Source organism: Amycolatopsis sp. CFH S0740 (genome assembly GCF_004522315.1).
GTDB classification, from domain to species: domain Bacteria; phylum Actinomycetota; class Actinomycetes; order Mycobacteriales; family Pseudonocardiaceae; genus Amycolatopsis; species Amycolatopsis nivea.
Map to the genome: position 1 here is coordinate 187,073 of NZ_SDLS01000007.1, position 21,928 is coordinate 209,000.

Genomic DNA, 21,928 nt, shown 5'->3' on the forward strand with positions numbered 1-21,928 from the left:
GATTCCGTCCGGGCGCCCCGGCATTGCCAGCATTTCCCGTTATTCGCACAATGGCTGGATGCCGGACCCCGACGACCGCGCCACCCCGCCCGGCCTGCCGCAGACCGCGGACCGCGCGCTGCAGGTCCTGCTCGCGTTCGACCGCGCCCGCCCGGAATGGGGCGTCACCGCGGTGGCCCGCGAGTTCGGGCTCCACACGTCGATCGCCCAGCGGCTCCTGGCCGTGCTGGCCCACCGCGGTTTCCTCGTCCGCGACGACAGCACGCGCAAGTACCGGATCGGCCCGGCCGCTCTTCACCTGGGCCGGATGTGGGACCGGGCCGGGGCACTGGATCTGCTGGTGGCCCCGGTTCTCTCCGACCTCGCCGCCCAGACCGGACACGCCGCCCTGCTGTCCCTGCCCGACGGTGCGCACACCCGATGCGTGCTGGCCGCGGAAGGCGCGGACGGACGGCTGCGCGGCTACTCCCTTGTCGGCGAGCTGTACCCAGCGCACGCGGGGGCGACGAGCAAGGCTTACTTCGCGTTCCTGTCCGAAGAGGAACGCGACCGGTTGTTCGCGGACCGCCCCATGGCCCGGTTCACGCCGGATACGGTCACCGATCTCGCCGTGCTCCGCGAACAACTGGCCGAGGTCGCCGAGCGGGGTTGGGCGTTCACCACCGGCGAGTACGACACCGGGGTGGCGACGCTCGCGGTGCCGGTGTTTTTGCGCGGAGAACCGTACGGGAGTTTGTCGGTTGGGTGGTCTGCTTCCCGGTTCCAGCATGATCCGGAGCAGTGGGTGGATCTGTTGCGGCGAGGGGCGGAGTTGATCGAGCTTCGGCTTTCTCGGCCGGTTCCGCGGCGGTGACCCCGTCTTCAGGTACGTGAGGGCCACCCTGAGGGAATCTGATTCCCTCAGGGTGGCCCTCACGTACCGCTCGCAGCAGTCCGGCATCAAGTTCCCGGAGAACACTTGACCAGCCGCCTGTTATCGCTAACATTGCCATGCTCACGCCGCGAACTTCAGCGAGGAGGTGCGGGGATGCCCACCGACGGTCCCACTGCCAAACGCCAGCCCGGGCTGGCCGAAGTGGCTGCCATGGCGGGTGTTTCGCACATGACTGTCTCCCGGGTCGTCAACGACACCGGGACGGTTCGCGCGGAGACGCGGGCCCGGGTGCTCGCCGCGGTGGAGGAGCTGGGGTACCGGCCGAACTCGGCGGCCAGGACGTTGGCGACCGGGCGGTCGAGCATTCTCGGCGTCGTGGCGCTGGAGTCCAATTTGTACGGTCCAGCGAGCACGCTGTACGGCATCGAGCACGCCGCTCGCGAGGAGGGTTACGGGGTCACCATCTCCAGCGTCAGCCGGCCTCGGCGGTCGACTTTCGCTGAGGCGGTGGACAATCTGCGGCGGCAGGCGGTCGGCGGGATCGTGGTGATCGCGCCGCACGTCGCGGCAGGCGAGGCGTTGCGGCAGGTGACCGGCGACATTCCGATGGTCGCGGTCGGCGGCGGCGAATCCGTTCCGGTGCCGGTGATCTCGGTCGACCAGTACGACGGGGCCCGCCGGGTGACCGAGCATCTGCTGTCGCTCGGGCACGAAACCGTGTGGCACGTCGCCGGGCCGGAGGACTGGCTGGAATCGCTGGAACGCGAGCGCGGCTGGCGGGAAGCGCTCGAGCGGCGCGGAGCGCAGGTGCCGCCGCCGTTGCGCGGGGATTGGAGCCCGCGTTCCGGCTACGACGCGGGACGCCGTCTGGTCGCCGAAACACGGCCCGACGCGGTGTTCGTCGCGAACGACCAGATGGCGCTGGGCGTGCTGCGCGCCTTCGCCGAGGCGGGCATTTCGGTGCCGGGCCAGGTGCGCGTAGCCGGGTTCGACGACGTGCCGGAGGCGGCGTACTTCAGTCCGCCGCTGACCACCGTCCGGCAGGACTTCATCGAGGTCGGGCGGCGGACGTTCCGGCTGCTCGTCGAACGCATGGAAGGCGGCGACCCCGGCATCCGCCACCTCGTCGCACCCGATCTGATCGTCCGGGACAGCACCGGGCCCCGGTAACAGCACCGCACGACCGCATTCAAGCAAGCGATCACCCTTCAAATGTTAGCGCTAACAGTCGAGCGGCAGCCCGTCGCGCGGCGTGGAGTCCGGAAGGAAATCCCTCCAGTGCCAGCAGATTCCCTCGTCGTCGGCATCGACTTCGGCACGCTCTCCGGACGCGCCGTGGTGGTCCGGGTGCGCGACGGCGCCGAACTGGGGACCGCCGTGACCGAATACCGGCACGGGGTCGTCGACGACCGGCTTCCCGCCACCGCCGAGGAGTTGCCGCCGGGCTGGGCGCTGCAGGTTCCGTCGGACTACGTGGACGTCCTGCGCACCGCCGTGCCCGCCGCGTTGGCTGATGCGGGCGCCAACCCGCAGGACGTGATCGGGATCGGGACGGATTTCACCGCCTGCACGATGATCCCGACCACCGCGGACGGCACTCCCCTGTCCGAACTCCCGGAGTTCACCGGCAATCCGCACGCGTACGTGAAGCTGTGGCGGCACCACGCCGCGCAACCGCAGGCCGATCGCATCAACGCGGTGGCCCGCGAACGCGCTGAGCCCTGGCTGCCGCGGTACGGCGGATTGATCTCGTCCGAATGGGAGTTCGCCAAGGCGCTGCAATTGTTCGAGGAAGCCCCCGAGGTCTACCGGGCCATGCGGCATTGGGTCGAGGCGGCGGACTGGATCGTCTGGCAGCTCACCGGAACTTATGTCCGCAACGCCTGCACGGCCGGGTACAAGGGGATCTACCAGGACGGCCGCTACCCGGACCGGGAATTCCTCGGCAGCCTCAACCCCGGCTTCGCGTCCTTTGTAGAGGACAAGCTCGACCATCCGATCGGCCAGCTGGGCTCGCTCGCCGGGAAGCTCAGCCCGGAGGCCGCGGCCTGGACCGGGCTGCCCGCCGGGATCACGGTCGCGGTCGGGAACGTCGACGCGCACGTCACCGCGCCGGCCGCGCAGGCGGTCGAGCCGGGGCAGATGGTCGCGATCATGGGCACGTCGACCTGCCACGTCATGAACGGCGCCGACCTGCGCGAGGTCCCGGGCATGTGCGGGGTCGTCGACGGCGGCATCGTCCCCGGGCTCTGGGGTTACGAGGCCGGGCAGAGCGGGGTCGGCGACATCTTCGGCTGGTTCGTCGACCACTGCGTCCCCCAGTCCTATTCGGACGCTGCGCGCACCGAAGGGCTCCACGAGTTCCTGACCGGGCTCGCGGCGCAGCAGGAGATCGGCGAGCACGGACTGGTCGCGCTCGACTGGCACAGCGGCAACCGGTCGGTCCTGGTCGACCACGAGCTGTCCGGCGTGCTCGTCGGGCAGACGCTGAGCACCCGGGCCGAGCACGTCTACCGGGCGCTGCTGGAGGCCACCGCGTTCGGCACCCGCAAGATCATCGAGACCTTCGAGGCCGCCGGGGTTCCGGTCACCGAGCTGATCGTCGCGGGCGGGCTGACCAAGAATCCGTTGCTGATGCAGATCTACGCCGACGTCACCGGCCTCCCGCTCTCGGTGATCGGCTCGGCGCAGGGACCCGCGCTCGGCTCCGCGATCCACGCCGCGGTCGCCGCCGGCGCCTACCCCGACGTGCGCGCGGCCGCGGCGGCGATGGGCTCGGTCCAGCGGATGGCGCACCAACCCGTGCTGGCGAACGTGTCGGCCTACGACGAGCTGTACGCGGAATACACCGCGCTGCACGACTACTTCGGCCGCGGCGGCAACGACGTGCTGCACCGTCTCGCCGCGCGCCGCCGCGAACTGGCCACTGTCGCGAAAGGACAGAACTGATGACGCTGACCGCCCAGGCGCGCGGGACGATCGCGGAGCTGCGGGAATCCGTCGCGCGGCTGCACAGCGAGCTGACGCGCAACGAGCTGGTCGTCTGGACCTCGGGCAACGTGTCGGCGCGGGTGCCCGGCGAGGACCTGATGGTGATCAAGCCGTCCGGAGTGTCCTACGACGACCTGAGCGCCGACACCATGGTCGTCACCGACCTGCACGGCGAGCTCGTGCACGGCGAACTCGCCCCGTCGTCGGACACCGCCGCGCACGCCTACGTCTACCGGCATCTGCCCGAGGTCGGCGGGGTCGTGCACACCCATTCGACCTACGCGACGGCCTGGGCCGCGCGCGGCGAGCCGATCCCGTGCGTGCTCACGATGATCGCCGACGAGTTCGGCGGCGAGATCCCGGTCGGCCCGTTCGCGTTGATCGGCGACGACTCGATCGGCCGCGGCATCGTGGAAACGCTGCGCGCGACCCGCTCCCCCGCCGTCCTGATGCGCAACCACGGCCCGTTCACCGTCGGCGCGACCGCGCGGGACGCGGTGAAGGCCGCGGTGATGGTCGAGGACGTGGCCCGCACCGTCCACATCGCACACCAGCTCGGCACGCCCGTCCCGCTCTCGGGAACCGACGTCGACCGGCTGCACGCGCGCTACCAGAACGTCTACGGGCAGCGCTGAAAACCCCGATCCAGCAAGGAGAACAGATGATTTCCGCGACCAAGCCGCAGGTGTGGTTCCTCACCGGCAGCCAGGCGCTCTACGGCGAGGAGACCCTCGACCAGGTCGCCGGGCAGTCGCTGCGGATCCGGCAGCTGCTGGCCGATTCCGGCGGGCTCCCGTGCGAACTGGTCGGGAAACCGGTGCTGACCGAGTCCGCCGGGATCCGGCAGGTGCTGCAGGAGGCCAACGCCGACCCCGCGTGCGTCGGCGTGATCGCGTGGATGCACACCTTCAGCCCGGCGAAGATGTGGATCAGCGGACTCGACGCGCTGCGCAAACCGTTGCTGCACTTGCACACCCAGCTCGACGCGGCGCTGCCGTGGGCCACGCTCGACATGGACTACATGAACCTCAACCAGGCCGCGCACGGCGACCGGGAGTTCGGGTTCGTCCAGACCCGGCTCGGGATCCCGCGCAAGACGGTCGCCGGGCACGCGGCCGATCCGGCGGTGGTCGCCCGGATCGACGCGTGGGCGCGCGCGGCGATCGGCGCGGCTCACTTGCGGACCCTGAAACTGGCCCGGTTCGGCGACAACATGCGCGACGTCGCGGTCACCGAAGGCGACAAGGTCGAGGCAGAGCTGCGGTTCGGGGTCTCGGTGAACACCTACGGCGTCACCGAGCTCGCCGAACGGGTCGACGCGGCCTCCGCCTCGGACGTCGACAGCCTGGTCGCGCAGTACGCCGACGAGTACGCGCTCGCCCCGGAACTGGCGCGCGCCGGTGAGCGGCACGAGTCGCTGCGCTACGCCGCGCGGATCGAACTCGGCTTGCGGTCCTTCCTCTCCGAAGGCGGGTTCGGCGCGTTCACCACGAACTTCGAGGATCTCGGCGGACTCCGCCAGCTGCCGGGACTAGCAGTGCAGCGGCTGATGGCCGACGGCTACGGCTTCGGCGGCGAAGGCGACTGGAAGACGTCCGCGCTGCTGGCGTCGGTGAAAGCGATGGGCCGGGGCTCGGACCACGGAACGTCCTTTATGGAGGATTACACCTACCACTTCGGGCCCGGCGAACCGAAGATCCTCGGCGCGCACATGCTCGAGGTGTGCCCCAGCATCGCCGCGGGTCAGCCGTCGTGCGAGATCCACCCGCTCGGCATCGGCGGCCGCGAGGACCCGGTGCGGCTGGTCTTCGACGCCGCGGCCGGCCAGGGCACGGTGCTGGGCCTGATCGACCTCGGCGACCGGTTCCGCCTGGTGGCCAACGAGATCGACGTGGTTCAGCCCGACGAGCCGCTGCCGAACCTGCCGGTGGCCCGCGCGGTGTGGAAGCCCGCGCCGTCGCTCGCCACGTCCGCGGAAGCGTGGATCACCGCCGGCGGACCGCACCACACCGTCCTCACCCAGGCAGTCGGCACCGAGACCGTCCGGGACTTCGCCCGGATGCTCGACGTCGAACTGCTCGTCATCGACGGAAGCACCACCACCGCGGACTTCGCCGACCGCATCCGCTGGAACCAGGCCTACCACCGGCTCGCCCAGGGTTTCTGAAAGAAGGAGAACGAACAATGAGGTTCATTCGAGGAATCCGCACCGTCGCGGCGACGGCCGGGGTCGCGGTGCTCGCGTTCGGCGCCGCCGCCTGCGGGTCCAGCGCGAAGACCGTCGACCAGCAGGCGGGCGGATCCGCCGGCGCGCTGGTCGGCGTGACGATGCCGACCAAATCGTCGGAGCGCTGGATCCACGACGGGGACAACATCAAGGCCGCGCTGGAGAAGCTCGGCTACCAGGTCGACCTGCAGTACGCCGAGAACGACATCCCCACCCAGGTCAACCAGATCGAGAACCAGCTGACCAAGGGCGCGAAACTGCTGGTCGTCGCCTCGATCGACGGCACCGCGCTCACCACCCAGCTGCAGGAGGCCGCCGACCGCAAGGTCCCGGTGATCGCCTACGACCGGCTCATCCGCAACTCGACCGCCGTCGACTACTACGCCACCTTCGACAACTTCAAGGTCGGCGTCGAGCAGGCGAACTCGCTGCTCAAGGGCCTCGGCGACGGGCCGGGCCCGTTCAACATCGAACTGTTCGGCGGCTCGCCGGACGACAACAACGCGACCTTCTTCTACAACGGCGCGATGTCGGTGCTCAAACCGCTGATCGCGAGCAAGAAGCTGGTGGTCAAGAGCGGTCAGGTCGACTTCGCGCCGACCGCGATCCTGCGCTGGGACCCGGCCACCGCGCAGCGCCGGATGGAAGACCTGCTCACCAAGACCTACACCGGCGGCGCGAAGGTCCAGGGCGTGCTCTCCCCCTACGACGGCCTTTCGATCGGGATCCTGTCGGCGCTCAAGAGCAACGGCTACGGCACCGCCGGCCAGCCCTACCCGGTCGTCACCGGACAGGACGCCGAAGTCGCCTCGGTCAAGTCCATCATCGCGGGCGAGCAGTACTCCACCGTCTTCAAGGACACCCGCAAACTCGCCGACGTCACGGTGAAGATGGCCGACTCCGTCCTCAAGGGACAGAAGCCCGCGGTCAACAACACCACCGACTACGACAACGGCAAGAAGGTCGTCCCGTCCCAGCTGCTGCAGCCGGTCGTGGTGGACAAGTCCAACTACCAGAAGGAACTGCTCGACTCCGGCTACTACACGGCGGGCCAGCTGAAATGACCGAACTGCTCGGCATGCGCGGGATCACCAAGACCTTCCCCGGCGTCACCGCGCTGTCCGACGTCACGCTGTCGGTGCGGCGCGGGGAGATCCACGCCGTCTGCGGCGAGAACGGCGCCGGGAAGTCCACCCTGATGAAGATCCTGTCCGGCGTCCACCCGCACGGCAGCTACGACGGCGAGATCACCTTCGACGGCCAGGCCTGCGCGTTCGGGTCCATCCGCGACAGCGAGCGCCGCGGCATCGTGATCATCCACCAGGAACTCGCGCTGTGCGGGCAGCTTTCGATCGCCGAGAACATCTTCCTCGGCAACGAACGGGCCCGGCGAGGCTGGGTCGACTGGAACCGGACCAACCACGAGGCCGCCGACCTGCTGCGCCGGGTCGGGCTGCGCGAGAACGCCGTCACGCCGGTCAGCGAACTCGGCGTGGGCAAACAGCAGCTGGTCGAGATCGCCAAAGCCCTGTCCAAGCGCGTCAAACTCCTCATCCTCGACGAGCCGACGGCCGCGCTCAACGACGACGATTCGGAGCATCTGCTCGGGTTGCTGCGCGAACTGCGGGACGACGGCGTCACGTGCGTGATCATCTCGCACAAGCTCGGCGAGGTCACCGCGATCGCCGACACCGTCACGATCCTGCGCGACGGCAAGACGATCGAAACGCTCGGCGCGGCCGGGCTGAGCGAGGAACGCATCATCACCGGCATGGTCGGACGGGACCTCGAACACCGCTTCCCGCCGAGGGAACCGGACATCGGCGAGGAGGTGCTCCGGATCGAGGACTGGACGGTGCACAGCCCGAACCAGCCCGGCCGGGTCGTCGTGGACGGGGCGAACCTGACCCTGCGCCGCGGCGAGATCGTCGGGCTCGCCGGGCTGATGGGCGCGGGCCGCACCGAACTCGCGATGAGCGTCTTCGGCCGCTCGTACGGCACGAACATCTCGGGGCGGCTGATCAAGGACGGCAAGGAGATCTCGCTGCGGTCGGTCCGCGACGCCATCCGCAACGGCATCGCCTACGCCACCGAAGACCGGAAGCTCTACGGGCTCAACCTGATCGACGACATCCAGCGCAACACCTCCGCGGCGGGACTGCCCTCGCTCTCCCGCCGCGGCTGGGTCAACGAGCACACCGAACACGACGTCGCGCTCCGGTTCCACCGCGATCTCCGGATCAAGGCGCCGTCGGTGCGCAGCGTCACCGGGAAGCTGTCCGGCGGCAACCAGCAGAAGGTCGTGCTGGCCAAGTGGATCTTCACCGACCCGGACGTGCTGATCCTCGACGAGCCCACCCGCGGCATCGACGTCGGCGCGAAGTACGAGATCTACACGATCGTCTACGAGATGGCCGCGCAGGGGAAAGCGGTCCTCGTCATCTCCTCGGAACTCCCCGAACTGCTCGGCCTCTGCGACCGCATCTACACGCTCTCCGCGGGCCGGATCACCGGCGAGGTCGCCCGCGCCGACGCCACCCAGGAACTGCTCATGCGACACATGACGAAGGAACGGCCATGACCACCGCCAACCCCGTGCGGCCAGCCGATCCGGCCGCCCCGCCCGCCGGGCGCAGCCCCCGGCGGATCTCGATCAACCTCCGCCAGAGCGGCATCTACGTCGCGTTCGCGCTGATCGTCGTGCTGTTCGAGGTGATCACCGGCGGCGCGCTGCTCGAACCGCAGAACATCTCGAACATCATCGTCCAGAACTCCTACGTGCTGATCCTCGCCATCGGGATGATCCTGGTGATCATCTCCGGGCACATCGACCTGTCCGCGGGCTCGGTGGTGGCGATGACCGGCGCGGTCGCCGCGGTCCTCACCGTGAATCTCGGGCTGCCCTGGCCGCTCGCGGTCGTGCTGACCCTCGTCGTCGGCGCGGTCATCGGCGCCTGGCAGGGATACTGGGTCGCGTACTTCGGCATCCCCGCGTTCATCGTGACCCTGGCCGGGATGCTCGCTTTCCGCGCGCTCACCCTCACGGTGCTCGGCAACCAGGGCATCGGCCCCTTCCCCGACGCGATCCGCACCCTGTCCAACGGCTTCACCGGCGGATACCTCGGCAACATCGGCCTCGGCCCGCTCGGCGGCGCGGACCTGGTCAGCCTGCTCGCCGGGGTCGTCGTGGTGGCCGGAATCGTGCTCACGCAATGGCGCAAACGCGCCGCCCGGCTCGGCTACGGCCAGGAAGTCGACCCGTTCCCGCTGTTCGTGCTGAAGATCGCCGTCGCCGCCGCGCTGGTGCTGGCCGTGGTCGTGCAATTGGCCCGGTTCCGCAATCTGCCGTGGGTGCTCGTCCTGCTCGCGGTGCTCGTGCTCGGCTACTCGCTCGTCGCCGGGAAATCCGTGTTCGGCAGGCACATCTACGCCATCGGCGGGAACCTCCAGGCCGCGACGCTGTCCGGGGTCAAGGTCAAATCCGTGACGTTCTGGGTGTTCGTCAACATGGGCGTGCTCGCCGCGCTCGCCGGCATCATCTTCGCCGGACGGCTCAACCAGGCCGGGCCCACCGCGGGCGTCAACTTCGAACTCGACGCCATCGCCGCCGCGTTCATCGGCGGCGCCGCGGTCCAGGGCGGGGTCGGCAAGGTCGTCGGAGCCATCACCGGCGGCCTGATCATGGCGGTGATCAACAACGGGATGTCCCTGATCGGGGCGCCCAGCGAACGCGTCATGCTCGTCAAGGGTGCGGTCCTGCTCGCGGCGGTCGCTTACGACATCTGGACGAAGCGCCGCGCGGCGGCTCGCTGACTCGTGGCTGGTGGGCGACGTTTCGGCGCCCACCAGCCACCCCTTGCTCAGCTTTCTGCGACAACTCCGCTGAGCTCGTTCGGCACCCCAGGAAGCGAGCCGGTCGCGGTCTTCTCCCCCGTCCCGAGATCGACCGCGTGGACCTCCTTCTTGCCCGGATCCGTCACATACGCCGTCCCGCCCCGGACGAACAGCGCCGGACGCGGCTGCTGCCATTCGAGCGGCTCCTGCCACGAGCCGATCACCGGGATTGTCCGGGTCCCGCGGGCCGCGGCCGGGTCGATCACGTGGATCTTGCCGTCGGTGCCCAGCACCAGGCCCTCGCCCTGCGGGCCGCGCGCCAGGGAGCGGAAGGTGTAGCTGGTGCCGAGGTCCACGTGCCGCAGGCTGGCCTTCTCGGTATCGATCAGCGAGACCCGCGTCGGCCGCTCCAGCTCCGCATCCTTGTCGGTTTTGTAGTCTCCCAGCGTGATCGACGACTGCGGGGAGCCGGCCTGATTGCCGATGCGCCCGTACGCGTCCGGGCTGGTCACCTTGGTGATCTTGCCCGCGCGGTAGATCAGCGCGCCGGTCTCGCAGCCGACCACAACGGCCTCGCCCCGCGCGGTCGCTTCGCCGTGCACGCCCGGGCATTGGTCGTTGCGCGCGATCTCCTTGCCGTCCTTGTCCCGCACCGCGATGCCGTTCCGGGCGTCCTCGTTGCCGATCGTGGCGACCAGTTCGCCGTTGGCCAGTTCGACCGCGACGCCGTGATGCGGTTCCGGGGTTTTGTGCTGCGGCGCGGGCGGTTTCCCGGTCCCGAGCGTCGCCGGGTCGAGCACCGTGATCTCGCCGGTGCCGTCGGAGAAGAGGACCGTTTTGCCTGCGTGCCGCACCACGTGTCCCGGCTTCGGGGCGCGGATCTCGGTGTCGGTCAGCGTCGCGCCCGCCGCGTCGAGGAGCCGGAATCCGGTGGCCGTGGACACGATCAGGTGCCGGTCGTTGCCGGCCGGGTTGAGGCGGTTGAAGCCGGGCAGCGGGAGGTCCTTGACGACCTTCAGGGTTTTCCCGTCCAGCAGCGAGATCCCGCCGTCGTAGGTGATCGCGATCGGATCGGCGACCGTCTGGGGCGCGGCTGCCGGGGGCGGCTCCGGGGATCCGCAGGCGGTCACCGTCAGCAGCCCGGCCGCGGCGAGAGCGGCGCAGGCGGTTCGGTAGGGCGGCACTGGCATTTCGTTCTCCTTGGTGGGGATGGGTTTTCTCGGTGTCGAAGATCAGGGCGCGGCCAGGCCGTCGACGATCGCGTCGGTATTGGCGCGCATCATCTCCAGGTAGGTCGCCGCGCCTTGGCCGGGTTCGCTGAGGGATTCCGAGAACAGCGACTTCACCCGCACCCGCACGCCCGCCTGGTCGGCGAGCACCCGCGCGAGGCGGTCCGGCTGGGAGGAATCGGCGAAGACCGCCGGGACCCCGGCCGCGCGCACCGCGTCGGCCAGCGACTTCAGGTCGGACGCGCTGGGCGAGGCGAGCGTGGTGCCGCTCGGGATCACCGCGCCGACGACCTGGAAGCCGAACCGCTGGGCCAGGTAGCCGAACACGTGGTGGTTGGTGACCAGTTTCCGGCGCTGCGGCGGGATTTCCGCGAACCGGCGGCGCATCGTGTCCTCGAGCGTGCCGAGTTCCTGCCGGTACCGTTCGGCGTTGGCCCGGATCACGTTCCCATCCACTCCGGACACTCGCGCGACGATCTGGTCGGCGATCACCGGCACGGCGGCGCGGACACGGCCGGGATCAGTCCAGAAATGCGGATCCGGACCGCCGTGGGCGGCGTAGCTGATCGGGTCGACCCGCTCGCCCACCGCCAGCGCCGGGACCCCGTTGCGCTCGGCCGCCTGGACCGTGCGCAGCATGCCTTCCTCGAGCCCGAGTCCGTTGTAGACGATCAGCCCCGCGTGTTCGACCTCCGCAGCCTGCTGTGCAGAAATGCCGAACGAATGCGGGTCGGCGTTCGGTTTCATCAGCACCGTCACGCCCGCCTGGTCGCCGACGATGCGGCGGGTGATGTCGCCGAGGATGTTCGTGGTCACCACCACCGAGCCGCCGCTCGCGCCCGCGGCGGAACAGCCGGACACGACCAGGAGCGCGGCGACCAGCAGGGCCCGGATTCTGCTCATCGGCCGGTCTCCACGACGTAGCTGGCCTTGCCGGGAACGGTGAGCGTCCGGGCTCGGCGGAGGTGGTCGTTGTAGTCGATCTCGTAGATCTCGCCGGAGGCCGGGTTGTTGACGTAGGCGCGGGTCGCGTCGACCTGGATCGCCGGGGTGACCGGGCCATTGACCGCGGGCAGCAGCGGGACTTGCGCCTGCTGCGCCCCGCTGCCTGGGTCGAAGGCCCGCAGCACGCCGTCCCGGGTCAGCACCAAGACCGGCGCGTCCTCGCCGACAGCGTTCAGTGCGGCGACCGGACCGGTCTCGATCCGGGACCACTTCCGGGCCCGGACGTCCAGTGCCCACACCGCGTCAGTCCCGGCCGCGGCGGCGAGGGTCGTGCTGCCGGGCCGGTGCGCGAACCTGGAGGCGCGTTCCTCCTTGCCGACCGGTCGCGGGTAGGTGATCTTCTCCCCGGCGAACGTCCCGTCCTTCTCGGTGACCAGCAACGCGCCGTCCGCGCACCCGAAGACGACGCCCCGCCGCGTGACGGCCGCACCGCTCAGTTCCGGGCACGGCTGGCCGATCTCCGCGACCTGCTTGCCCTGCCGATCGTGCACTCGCACGCCATCGGCAACCGAGGCCAGCACACGTTCGCGATAGGGCACCGCTACCCCTGGGTGCGGACTCCGCGCGATCGTGCCGAGTTCGGCGATCGAGCCGCGGTCCAGCTTCGCCCGGTCCAGCAACTTGGCAGTTCCGTCCGGAAAGGACAGTGCGGTGACCGCGGGATCGCTGTAAGCGGCCAGCAGCTGCTGGCCCGGCGCGGTTCCGGTCTCGCGCACCGCGGCGCGGTAGTAGTGCACGTGGTCGCCGTGGTCGACCATCCAGGCGCCGCTGTCGATGACGCGGACCCCGTCGGCGCGGCCGGTGAGGTAGCCGAACCGGCCGTCCCCGGTGATCGCATGCGCGCCCTCGACCGTTCCCACCGGCGTGACTTGCTCGGTGATCAGGTCCAGCACGTGCGCCGCACCGGTCGAGGCGTCGGCGACGACCAGTCTCGACTGAGCCTCGGCGGTTTCCTCCGCTCCCTCGACGTAGCCGTGCGGCGTGGCGGCGGGTTGCTCCGCCGGATCGTGCCCGCAGGCGGCCAGCAGCGCCGCCACGGCCAGCACGCCCGCCGCGCGGCGGACAGGAGATGTCGTCATGCGTCCTCGATTTCTGTTGTCGGACAACGGATTCGTTCAGCGACGGCGGCCGCGGACGGCGGACAGCAGAGCGGAGAGGAAGAACAGCGCGATCGCGGCGGCGGCGATGCTGGCTCCCGCGGCAGTGCCCCAGTGCCAGGACGCGAGCAATCCCGCGACCGTCGACAGCATTCCCAGCAGCGCGGCGAGCACCATGACCGTCGTGATGCGGCGCGCCCAGAACGTGGCCGCGGCCGCCGGGCCGATCAGCAACCCGAACGCCAGCAAGGTGCCGACAACCCGGAACGACGCGACCACGGTCACCGTCACCAGCGCCAGCACCAGCGCGTTCGCGAGACCTGGCCGCAACCCCAGTGTCTGGGCCTTGCGGACATCGAAGGCGACGGCGGCGAACGGGCGGTACCCGAGAAGCGACACCGCGGCGACCAGCCCCAGCGCGATCGCCAGGACCAGCAGGTCGCCCGTGCCGACGGCGAGCACGTCGCCGAAGAGGAACCCGGTGAGGTCGACCGCGAACGACTGCGAATGGGACACGATGATCACGCCGGCGGCGAGCATCCCCACGAACAGCAGCCCGATCAGCGTGTCCTGCGACAGCCTCCGCGACCGGCCCAGCACGGTCACTCCCCCGGCCATCACCGCGGCGCTCAGCACCGCGCCGAGCAGCGGGTTCACTCCCGCCAGCGACGCGATCGCCACCCCGGGCAGCATGCCGTGCGACAGCGCCTCCCCCAGGAAAGCCATCCCGCGCAACACCACCCAGACGCCCGCCAGCGCGCACATCACCGACACGAGGACCCCGGCGACGAGCGCGCGCTGCACGAACGACACTTCGAAGGGGGTCAGCAACCAGGTCACGGCGCCACTATAGTGGAAATGGTTTTCATTCTCTTTAAGGGGGCTTTGGTGAACCTTGCCGAACCGGCTGTCACCTTGCGGAACGTCCGCGCGGGCTACGGGTCGCACGAGGTGCTCGGCGGGATCACCGCCGAGCTGCCCGCGGCGCGGAGCACCGCCGTCGTCGGGGCGAACGGGGCCGGGAAGTCGACCCTGCTCAACGTGATCGCCGGAATCCAGCCGATCAGCGCCGGCACGCTGCACCGCACCAGCCGGTTCCGCGCCGCCTACGCGACCCAGTACAGCGAGGTGTCCGGCGAACTCCCGATCACCGTCCGCGCCACGGTGACCATGGCCCGCTGGGCCCACCGCGGCCCGTGGCGCAGGCTCACCGCCCGGGACCGGACCGTCGTCGAGGATTGCCTGGAGCAACTGGACATCGCGTCGATCGCCGACCAGCCGCTGGGCACGCTCTCCGGCGGCCAGCGGCAACGGACGCTTGTGGCGCAAGCTCTTGCCCAGCAGTCGGATCTGCTGCTGCTCGACGAACCCGCGGCCGGTCTGGACCTGCACGCCCAGACCCTCATCGACGACGCGCTCGACGCGACGGTGCGCGGCGGGACGACCGTTGTCCGCATCACCCACGACCTCACGGTTGCCCGCCGCGCGGCCCACTGTCTGCTGCTGTGCGACGGGCGGTTGCTCGCCGAAGGGCTGCCGTCCGCGGTGCTCACCCGGGACCGAGTGGCCGCCGGGTGGGGCCTGCCGGATTTTCCCGACCCCGCAGGGTAAGCCGGAAATATCGGTGGCGGCGCAGTCCTGCCGCGACATAGGATTCCGGACGCGGGGAACGGCATGGAGTAGATCAGCGGCAGATCACCTGGCTCGTAACCGGGAGGGCGCGGGTTCGAGTCCCGCCTCCATGTCCATCCCCCGCTCCTTGGAGTAGTTCAGCAGGCAGAACACCCGGCTGTTACCCGGGAAGGCGCAGGTTCGAATCCTGCCTCCAAGTCTTGACCACAGGGGGAATCCACATGGGACACAGCGCGTCGCCGGGGTACGCCTACGGGCAGCTCGAACGGGCTGTGCACACCGCCCTGTCCGCGAAGGACAGCGGGACGCGCCGTCGTGCGCGGGCGAAGGCCGACCGGTGGCAGGACGTCCTCACGGGCATGGCCACCGGTTCCCTGCGGATCGGCTCGCGGGCCCCGGTCGCCGGCACTCCGGCGTGGGTGACCCTCGAAGTCGTGCACGGCGGGTTCGCCACCGGCCGGTGCCTGGCCGAGGTCCCGCTGTCCCCCGCCGAGGCCGCTGTCTGCCCCGACGGACCGGGCCGGACCGACCGCGAACAGCTCAACCTCTGGTACCTCACCGACGCCGGGCTCGCCGCGCTGCGCGCCATGCTCGCCGCCGAGTCCTACCGGATCGACGTCCCGGAGGACGCCGCGCTGCCGACCGTCGCGTGGCTGCTGGAGCACGGACACGCCGAAGCTGCGCTCGACCTGATCGCCGAACTGCGGCCGCACCTGCATCGCCTGCGCTTGGCCCCGCTGCCCGGCTCGGCGCCGCGACCGGCGGGCGCACTGGTCCGGCTGAGCACCGTCGGCGAAGTCCGGGAATCGCTGCGGTCCGCGAGCACCCCGCCCGCGATCAAGGCGATGCTGGAAACGCTGACGGTATGGCACCCGCTGTTCGACCGGCTGGTCGCGCTGTGGTGCGACACCGTCGAAGGCGAACTGCCGCGGCTGGACGAAACCGGCGTCACCGGCGGATGGCCGTGCCGTACCTGGCCGGAGGACTGGCAGCAGCGTCGCGCCGAATGGCTCGAGGATTACGCGAGCGCGCGCTTCCGGCACACCGCGTCGGGAGTCCACGTCCACCCGAAGAGCAACTTCACCCGGCTGTACCGCGCGTTGCGGGCGTGCGAGCACGACAGCTCGGACCTGACCGGCCGGGACGTCGGCTGGATCCGCCGTGCCCTGGCGAACACGATCACCAAGCACGGCGAGCCGGGCTCGGAACCGCGGGCGGCGCTGCGAGCGCTGCAGGCCTCGGTCGCCGCGCGGCCCACGCACGCCGAACTCGCCGCCGCGCTGGCCGAACGACTGGACCGCTTCCCGGCCGACGGCGGGCTGCCGTCGATCGAGCCGGTCGCCGGGGACGCGCCGGCGCACCTGGTCGCCAAGGTCGCCCGCGCGCTGGAGGCGCCGATCGAGGAACTGGTCGCGCGGAAGGTGATCACGTCGGCGGACGTCCTCGCGACGGTCCTGCCGCAGATCACCGCGCAACTGCTGGCCGCGAACTTCGACAACGAGCAGCTTTCGACGCTGTACGCGCAGACCTACGCGGCCTTCCGCCGTCGCCGCAGTCTGCTGCTGCTCGACCTGGAACACCAGGTCCGGATCGAGGAACTCCCCTGGGTCCACGCGATCGACCGGCTGCGAACGCGGCGTCCGGACGCCACCCGGGCCGCCCGCCAGACGCTCTCCCAGACGGTGCTGCTGGCGCTGAGCGCGTTCCCGCAGGCGATCCTGCCGAACACGCTGGTGCGCGAACTGGGCGCGCTGGCGAAACAGGCCGGGCTGCCGATGCCGCTGGTCGAGGAGGTCGCTGCCGACATCTTCATGGGCATATTCACCGCGAAGTGGCGCACGGCAGCGGAACTCACGAGCCGCACGATGGCAGGCACGCTCTACGCGCGCTACTACGACCTGCCGGAATCCTGGACGTCGGAGCCCCGCCCGCGCCGGTTCCGCGCGCTCGCGAAGGGCACGGCCAACGACTTCGCCGACCTGTGCGTCGAGCGAGCCGGCGGAACCCGCCCGTCGTGGCGGCTCCGCTCGGTTGCGGTGAACGGCACGGTGCTGGAGCAGAGCCAGATTCTCACGACGCAGAACCTGGCAGTCCTGGTGCACACCCTCGATCTGCGGAAGCGGCTCCGGGCTTCGGCTCCTGAGCTGGCCGCCCAGGCGCTGACGTGGACGGTGATCCGGCTGGCGACGCGCACCGACCACCACCACGCGGCCCTGCAAGCGGTCAAGAACGCGGCCTACGCCTGGCGGCAGGCGCTGTTCTTCCTGAGTTTCTGCGACCTCGAAACTCAGCGCGCGACCGTCCGCGAGCTCGCCGAGCAGGTCGCCCGAGCGGGCCTGGCCGAACGCTTCACCCCGGCCGTGACCGGCTTGGCACACGTGGTGGAGGGCGGCCGGTTCACCCCGGAGGGCCGCATCGGCGGCGGGACCGGACGGCGTTTTCTCGGGTGGACTACGGGAAAGCACTGGTGCCTGCCCGAGGTCCGAGCGGCGCGCGGTTAGGGAGACGGGACGCGGTGCCAAGCCGAAATCCGGACAACCCAGCTCACCGAGCCGCCGCCGCGACCCGGGACACGACCGACTCCACCACCGGCAGCATCGGCGGCGCGAACTTCGCCACCACGATGCCGCCGCCGACCCCCGCCCACGCCACCGGGCCCAGCGGGGTGCAGCCGAAGAAGTGGCTCACCACCGGCGTCTGCACCACCGCGAACAGCACCGCCGCCGAGCCGAGGCTGGTGGCCAGGACCAGCGGGCTGTGCTCGCGGCCGGACAGGGTCTGCACCAGCTGCGCTCCGACGAGGCCGCACAACGACATCGTGCTGGTGCGGCGTGCGGTGCCCGGCGTCCAGGTGCCGGCCAGCCACGCGGTGGTCGCTCCCAAAGCCGTGACGACGCCCCGGTCGCGGATCTGCCGGGTCAGCGGCGCGCCGAGCGACCCGGTGCCCACGTCCTCTCCGGCGTCCGGCGCGGCGCTGGGGGTGACCGAGATGGCCATCGCCGGGAACATGTCGGTCAGCAGGTTCACCAGCAGCAACTGCCGCGTGGACAACGGCGAAGCCCCGGACAGCAGCGTGCCCAGCACGGTGAACCCCACCTCGCCGGCATTGCCGCCGATCAGGATGCTGATGGCGTCCGCGACGCTGCGCCACAGCGCCCGTCCTTCGTCGACCGTGTCGGCCAGCACCCGAAGGTCGCCGTCGGTCAGCACGATGTCGGCGGCGTTGCGCGCGGCCGCGGACCCGCGTGCGGCCAGCGCGATGCCCGCGTCGGCGGCCCGGATGGCGGCGGCGTCGTTCGCGCCGTCGCCGACCATCGCCACGACCCGGCCCGCTGCCCGCAGCGCCTCGACCACCTGCAGCTTCTGCTCCGGTGCCACCCGGGCCACCACTCCGGCCTCGCGCAACAGGTCCGCCCGGCCGGCCCGGTCCAGCGCCGCCAGTTCCTGCCCGGTCACGACCGAGGTGTCCTCGGGCCAGCCCAATTCGACGGCGACAGCCAGGGCGGTGCGCGGGTGATCACCGGTCAGCACCACCGGGTTCACGCCCGCCGCGCGAAGCCCGGACACCATCGGCGCCGCGCTGGGCCGCGGGCTGTCTGCCAACGCGAGCAACCCGATGAACTCTAGGTCTGCCAACGGTTTCTCGACGGCCTCGGGCAATCCGTCCGGACCCACGCGCCGGCGAGCCACCGCCAGCACCCGGAGGCCGGAGCCAGCCAGCGATTCCGCCCGCGCAAGGACATCAGCCGGGGCGTCCGGGCAGCACGGGAGCACGACTTCGAGCGCTCCTTTGACCACCAGCCAACCGGTCTCGCCCTCGACGCCCGCCGCGGCCGCGTAGCCACGGCTCGCCTCGAACGGCAGGCCAGCGACCTGCTGCCAATCCTCACCGGGCGGCGACGCGGCGAGCACCGCAGCGTCGGTCGCATGCGCGTGCTTCGCTCGGGCACTGTCCTCTTCGGACGGACAAGCCCGCGCCCCGGCGCGCAACACCTGCGCGGCAGCATCGGATCGCGTCGCGTGCTCCAGCGGCAGAACCTCACCACTCGCCGTCGCGACCTTGATGACCTTCAGTTCGTTGGTCGTCAGCGTGCCGGTCTTGTCGAAACACACGGTGTCGATCCGGCCCAGCGCTTCCAGTGTGCGCGCGGAGCGAACCAGCACGCCCCGGCGGCTGAGCCGGCGCGCAGCAGCCATCTGCGCGACCGTGGCGACCAGCGGAAGTCCTTCTGGCACAGCGGCAACCGCGACTGCGACACCTCCGCTGACCGCCTCGCGCACCGTTCGCCCGCGCAGCAACGACAGACCCGCGACGGCGACTCCGCCAGCCAGCGTCAGCGGCAGTGCCTTGCTGGTCAGTTCCCGCAGTCTCGCTTGGACCCCGGCGGCCGGCGCGGTGCGGGACGCCAACGCCACGGCGCGCCCGGCCTCGGTGCGGTCGCCGGTGTCCGCGACAATCGCCCGAGCCGATCCAGCGACCACGGTGGTTCCTTCGAAAACCATGCACCGGCGGTCCGCGATGTCCGAGGCCGGGGTCGGCGCGGTTTGTTTCGGCACCGGCAGGGATTCGCCGGTCAGCACCGATTCGTCGACCTCGAGGTCGTGCAGCCGCACCAACCGCGCGTCGGCGGGCACGACGTCGCCCGCTCGCAGTTCCACCAGGTCACCCGGCCGCAGGTCGGCGGCGTCCACCGCTTCCGGCTCGGCGTCCGCGGAGGCCAGCCGACGGGCCTGCTGAGTCTGAGTCGCCGCGAGGCCCGCCAGAGCCTGCTCCGCACGCAAGCCCTGCACCCCTCCGACAAGCGCGTTGGCCCCCATCGCGGCCAGCACCAGCAGCGCGTCCACAGTGGATCCGAGAATCGCGGACGCGGCCGCTCCGACCGCGAGCACCGGAGTGAGCGGATCGCTCAACTCGCCGCGCATCGCGCCGACCAGACGAAGCCCAGTCGCCACCGGCGCGGTTCCGGGCAGCTCGGCGGCCTCCGCGGCCAAGTGCTGGGCGCGCTCGGGCAGACCGGCGCGGCGAGATCGGCGGCGGCGCGGATCCGAGGCCAGCTTGCGCAGGACTTCCTCCAGCGGCAACGCGTGCCAGGCGACTCGCGGCCGCGGCGCCGGAGCCGTTTCCGCGGCCATGGACACGGCGCTCTGCCATCCGGCGGCCAGCGCGACACCGGTGGCGAGGTTGACCGGACTCAGCCGGGCCAGCGGCGACAACAGACGCCGCCACTGCCGGTGCCCGTCCGTGGCGACCACCAGACCGGACAAAGCCGCCGCAGCCTCGGCGCAGGTCGTCGCCCGGTCGCCAGCCGAACGCGCACTGCGCACCGCGCGCATCAAACGCCAGACTCCCGCCAAGCCACTGATCGACAGCAAGTCAGCAGCCCAGACCGCGGCATCGCATCCGTGCGCGACCGCGACCGCGAGATCGCCGCGCAGCAGGCCGTCCAGCACTTCCTCCCGGGCAGACGCGTCCGCGCTCGGCGGGACGCGGGCCAGGGTCAGCACGACATGGCCGTCTTCATGGCACCCGGTGACGACGTCGGCTATCGCGCGATCGGTGACGACCTCGTCCGCCAGCGCGGCCTCAGCGCCCGGAGAGCTGCCCTGGACGACCACGATCCGCAGACCGGCTTGCCCGGCCGCGTCCAGCACGCTCTCCGCTAGCGGATCGGGCACCCATCCGACGAGCACCGTTCCGACGTCCACGCCGTCGGCCGAGGCGATCATCAACCCGGTCTCGGCATCGGGATCGTCGGGCGCCGGCCGCAGCCGCACGGAGCTGTCTTCGCCGTCCACCGCGTGCAAGGCCGCTTGCCACAGCCTGCCTTCCGCCCACTCGGTGTCAGTGGGATGGGCCTCGAGCACCGTGCGCTGGTCGCCGCACAGTGCGTTGCTGTGCACCACAAGGGTGTCGGCCGCTTGCAGCAGCCGGAGCCGGTCTGGATTCCGGACGAGCACCCCCTCGCGCGCGAGGGCGAGTCCGGTGCCCGAAGCGTAGGCAGTCCAGCCGTAACGAGCGGGTTTGGGAGAACTGGCGAGGATCGCCGAACTGGCCTGGCTGAGGTCGCGTTTGAACAGCACGGTCGCCCCCGCGCCGACGAGGCCGCCGGTCAGCGCGGTCTTGGCGTAGTCGGTGACCGGATCCGGCGGGGCCGGCCTGCGTTCGGGCCGGGCGGTGGGACAGTCGCGGTCGGGCACGCACAACCGGTCGCAGGACCGTTCGAACGCGACCACCTGCGCCACCGCGTCCGCGAGCTGCCCGGCGCGCAGCAGCACGTCGAGGGCAAGGTCGGCGGGTGACTTCCCGATGCCGTGCAGCGCGGCGTTGGCGGTGGCGACCGCCAGTTCGGCACCAGGCCGGCCGAGCCTGGCGCGCAAGAAGTCTTGTGCGAGCGGATGTTCCCGCACCGCGGTGAGCGCGGCAGACAGCACTTGCGGCGGACGGCGCAGCCGCAGGGGCGTGGCAGCAGTCGCCATCGCGAGTCCGGCGCCGCTGATCGCCAGCGCGGCAGCCTGCGTCTGGACCGCGCTGAGATCGCCGGGATGGGCGGACGCTTCGTCCGGGGAGCCAACGGAAAGCCCGTGCTTCCGGGCGCGGGCCGTCACGGCGGCCACCAAACGGTCGCTGGCCGCGCCTTCCGCCATCGTCAGCACCATCCGGGACAGACCGGCGTCCCAATAGGCAGCCAGGACGTCAGGCCGAGCCACCGCCTCGCGGACCAGCTTGCGCACCACGCGTCCGAACCGGCTCGCGTCGCCAGTGGATTCCGGCCGGAGGCCGACGTGGAGCTTCTGCCCGTGCCGCCACACCGCCTCGGTTCCCTTGACCCCATGGACAACAGCATCGCGCAACACCCGCGCGGCACAGGTCGTGGCGCGGACGCTGGCACCCGCTCCGGTCGTCACGGCATCGGTTCCGAGGCTGACCGCTTCGGCGGCCACACCCGCGACCTGTCCCGCCCCGCGGAACGCACGCGACACCAAGGAGGACAGATTTCCCGTCATGCTCTCGCCATCCTCCGCACGCCGACCCGCTGCC

General features: G+C 70.8%; 15 protein-coding genes and 2 tRNA genes. 12 read left to right on the forward strand and 5 right to left on the reverse strand.

Translation table 11 applies throughout. From position 1 onward, the window contains the following. The first annotated feature begins 58 nt into the window (after positions 1 to 58). From EIZ45_RS14915 to mmsB, 8 genes are all read left to right on the forward strand, one after another. Entirely contained in the window at positions 59 to 853 is a 795-nt protein-coding gene (locus EIZ45_RS14915; RefSeq protein ID WP_134662843.1) for an IclR family transcriptional regulator, read from the forward strand. Positions 854 to 1,027: 174 nt separating this feature from the next. Beyond that, positions 1,028 to 2,044 (forward strand): LacI family DNA-binding transcriptional regulator, encoded by a 1,017-nt coding sequence (locus tag EIZ45_RS14920; protein ID WP_134662844.1) that lies wholly within the window; start codon positions 1,028 to 1,030, stop codon positions 2,042 to 2,044. A 108-nt stretch (positions 2,045 to 2,152) separates the two neighbouring features. Next, a complete protein-coding gene (gene araB, locus EIZ45_RS14925) occupies positions 2,153 to 3,823 on the forward strand; it encodes a ribulokinase (RefSeq protein WP_134662845.1) in 1,671 nt (556 codons plus the stop codon). After that, a complete protein-coding gene (locus EIZ45_RS14930; protein ID WP_037806329.1) occupies positions 3,823 to 4,500 on the forward strand; it encodes an L-ribulose-5-phosphate 4-epimerase in 678 nt (225 codons plus the stop codon). The genes araB and EIZ45_RS14930 overlap by 1 nt, the downstream gene beginning before the upstream one ends. 26 nt (positions 4,501 to 4,526) lie before the next feature. Continuing rightward, positions 4,527 to 6,032 (forward strand): L-arabinose isomerase, encoded by a 1,506-nt coding sequence (gene araA, locus EIZ45_RS14935; RefSeq protein WP_134662846.1) that lies wholly within the window; start codon positions 4,527 to 4,529, stop codon positions 6,030 to 6,032. Between the two features lie 17 nt (positions 6,033 to 6,049). After that, positions 6,050 to 7,156 carry a multiple monosaccharide ABC transporter substrate-binding protein gene (chvE, locus tag EIZ45_RS14940; RefSeq protein WP_037806333.1) on the forward strand — a complete coding sequence of 369 codons (1,107 nt, stop codon included), beginning with the start codon at positions 6,050 to 6,052 and terminating at the stop codon, positions 7,154 to 7,156. Beyond that, on the forward strand, positions 7,153 to 8,673 hold the full coding sequence (gene mmsA, locus EIZ45_RS14945) for a multiple monosaccharide ABC transporter ATP-binding protein (protein ID WP_134662847.1): 1,521 nt from the start codon (positions 7,153 to 7,155) through the stop codon (positions 8,671 to 8,673). Before chvE ends, mmsA begins: the two co-directional genes overlap by 4 nt. After that, positions 8,670 to 9,905 (forward strand): multiple monosaccharide ABC transporter permease, encoded by a 1,236-nt coding sequence (gene mmsB, locus EIZ45_RS14950; RefSeq protein WP_037806337.1) that lies wholly within the window; start codon positions 8,670 to 8,672, stop codon positions 9,903 to 9,905. Before mmsA ends, mmsB begins: the two co-directional genes overlap by 4 nt. A gap of 47 nt (positions 9,906 to 9,952) precedes the next feature. On the opposite strand, the gene aztD is transcribed toward mmsB, so the two are convergent. From aztD to aztB, 4 genes are read right to left on the reverse strand one after another with little or no spacing between them, the layout of a single operon-like run. Continuing rightward, on the reverse strand, positions 9,953 to 11,116 hold the full coding sequence (aztD, locus tag EIZ45_RS14955; RefSeq protein WP_134662848.1) for a zinc metallochaperone AztD: 1,164 nt from the start codon (positions 11,114 to 11,116) through the stop codon (positions 9,953 to 9,955). 42 nt (positions 11,117 to 11,158) lie between these two features. Continuing rightward, complete coding sequence (aztC, locus tag EIZ45_RS14960; RefSeq protein WP_043838570.1) at positions 11,159 to 12,058, reverse strand: zinc ABC transporter substrate-binding protein AztC; 900 nt, start codon at positions 12,056 to 12,058, stop codon at positions 11,159 to 11,161. Continuing rightward, complete coding sequence (locus EIZ45_RS14965; RefSeq protein WP_134662849.1) at positions 12,055 to 13,239, reverse strand: hypothetical protein; 1,185 nt, start codon at positions 13,237 to 13,239, stop codon at positions 12,055 to 12,057. Before EIZ45_RS14965 ends, aztC begins: the two co-directional genes overlap by 4 nt. A 36-nt stretch (positions 13,240 to 13,275) precedes the next feature. Further along, the gene (gene aztB, locus EIZ45_RS14970) at positions 13,276 to 14,097 is read right to left on the reverse strand and encodes a zinc ABC transporter permease AztB (RefSeq protein ID WP_134662850.1); all 822 of its coding nucleotides are present in this window, start codon (positions 14,095 to 14,097) and stop codon (positions 13,276 to 13,278) included. Positions 14,098 to 14,142: 45 nt separating this feature from the next. Here aztB and aztA point away from each other — a divergent pair, with 45 nt between their 5' ends. From aztA to EIZ45_RS14990, 4 genes are all read left to right on the forward strand, one after another. After that, positions 14,143 to 14,868, forward strand: a complete 726-nt coding sequence (gene aztA / locus EIZ45_RS14975) for a zinc ABC transporter ATP-binding protein AztA (RefSeq protein WP_370318141.1) — start codon at positions 14,143 to 14,145, stop codon at positions 14,866 to 14,868. Positions 14,869 to 14,930: 62 nt separating this feature from the next. Next, a tRNA-Thr gene (locus tag EIZ45_RS14980) sits at positions 14,931 to 15,005 on the forward strand. Positions 15,006 to 15,015: 10 nt separating this feature from the next. Next, positions 15,016 to 15,088 (forward strand) — tRNA-Asn (locus tag EIZ45_RS14985). 22 nt (positions 15,089 to 15,110) lie between these two features. Next, the gene (locus EIZ45_RS14990) at positions 15,111 to 17,390 is read left to right on the forward strand and encodes a hypothetical protein (RefSeq protein WP_134662852.1); all 2,280 of its coding nucleotides are present in this window, start codon (positions 15,111 to 15,113) and stop codon (positions 17,388 to 17,390) included. Between the two features lie 43 nt (positions 17,391 to 17,433). Here EIZ45_RS14990 and EIZ45_RS14995 read toward each other — a convergent pair whose 3' ends face one another. Beyond that, on the reverse strand, positions 17,434 to 21,894 hold the full coding sequence (locus EIZ45_RS14995; RefSeq protein WP_240690620.1) for a cation-translocating P-type ATPase: 4,461 nt from the start codon (positions 21,892 to 21,894) through the stop codon (positions 17,434 to 17,436). Positions 21,895 to 21,928 lie beyond the last annotated feature (34 nt).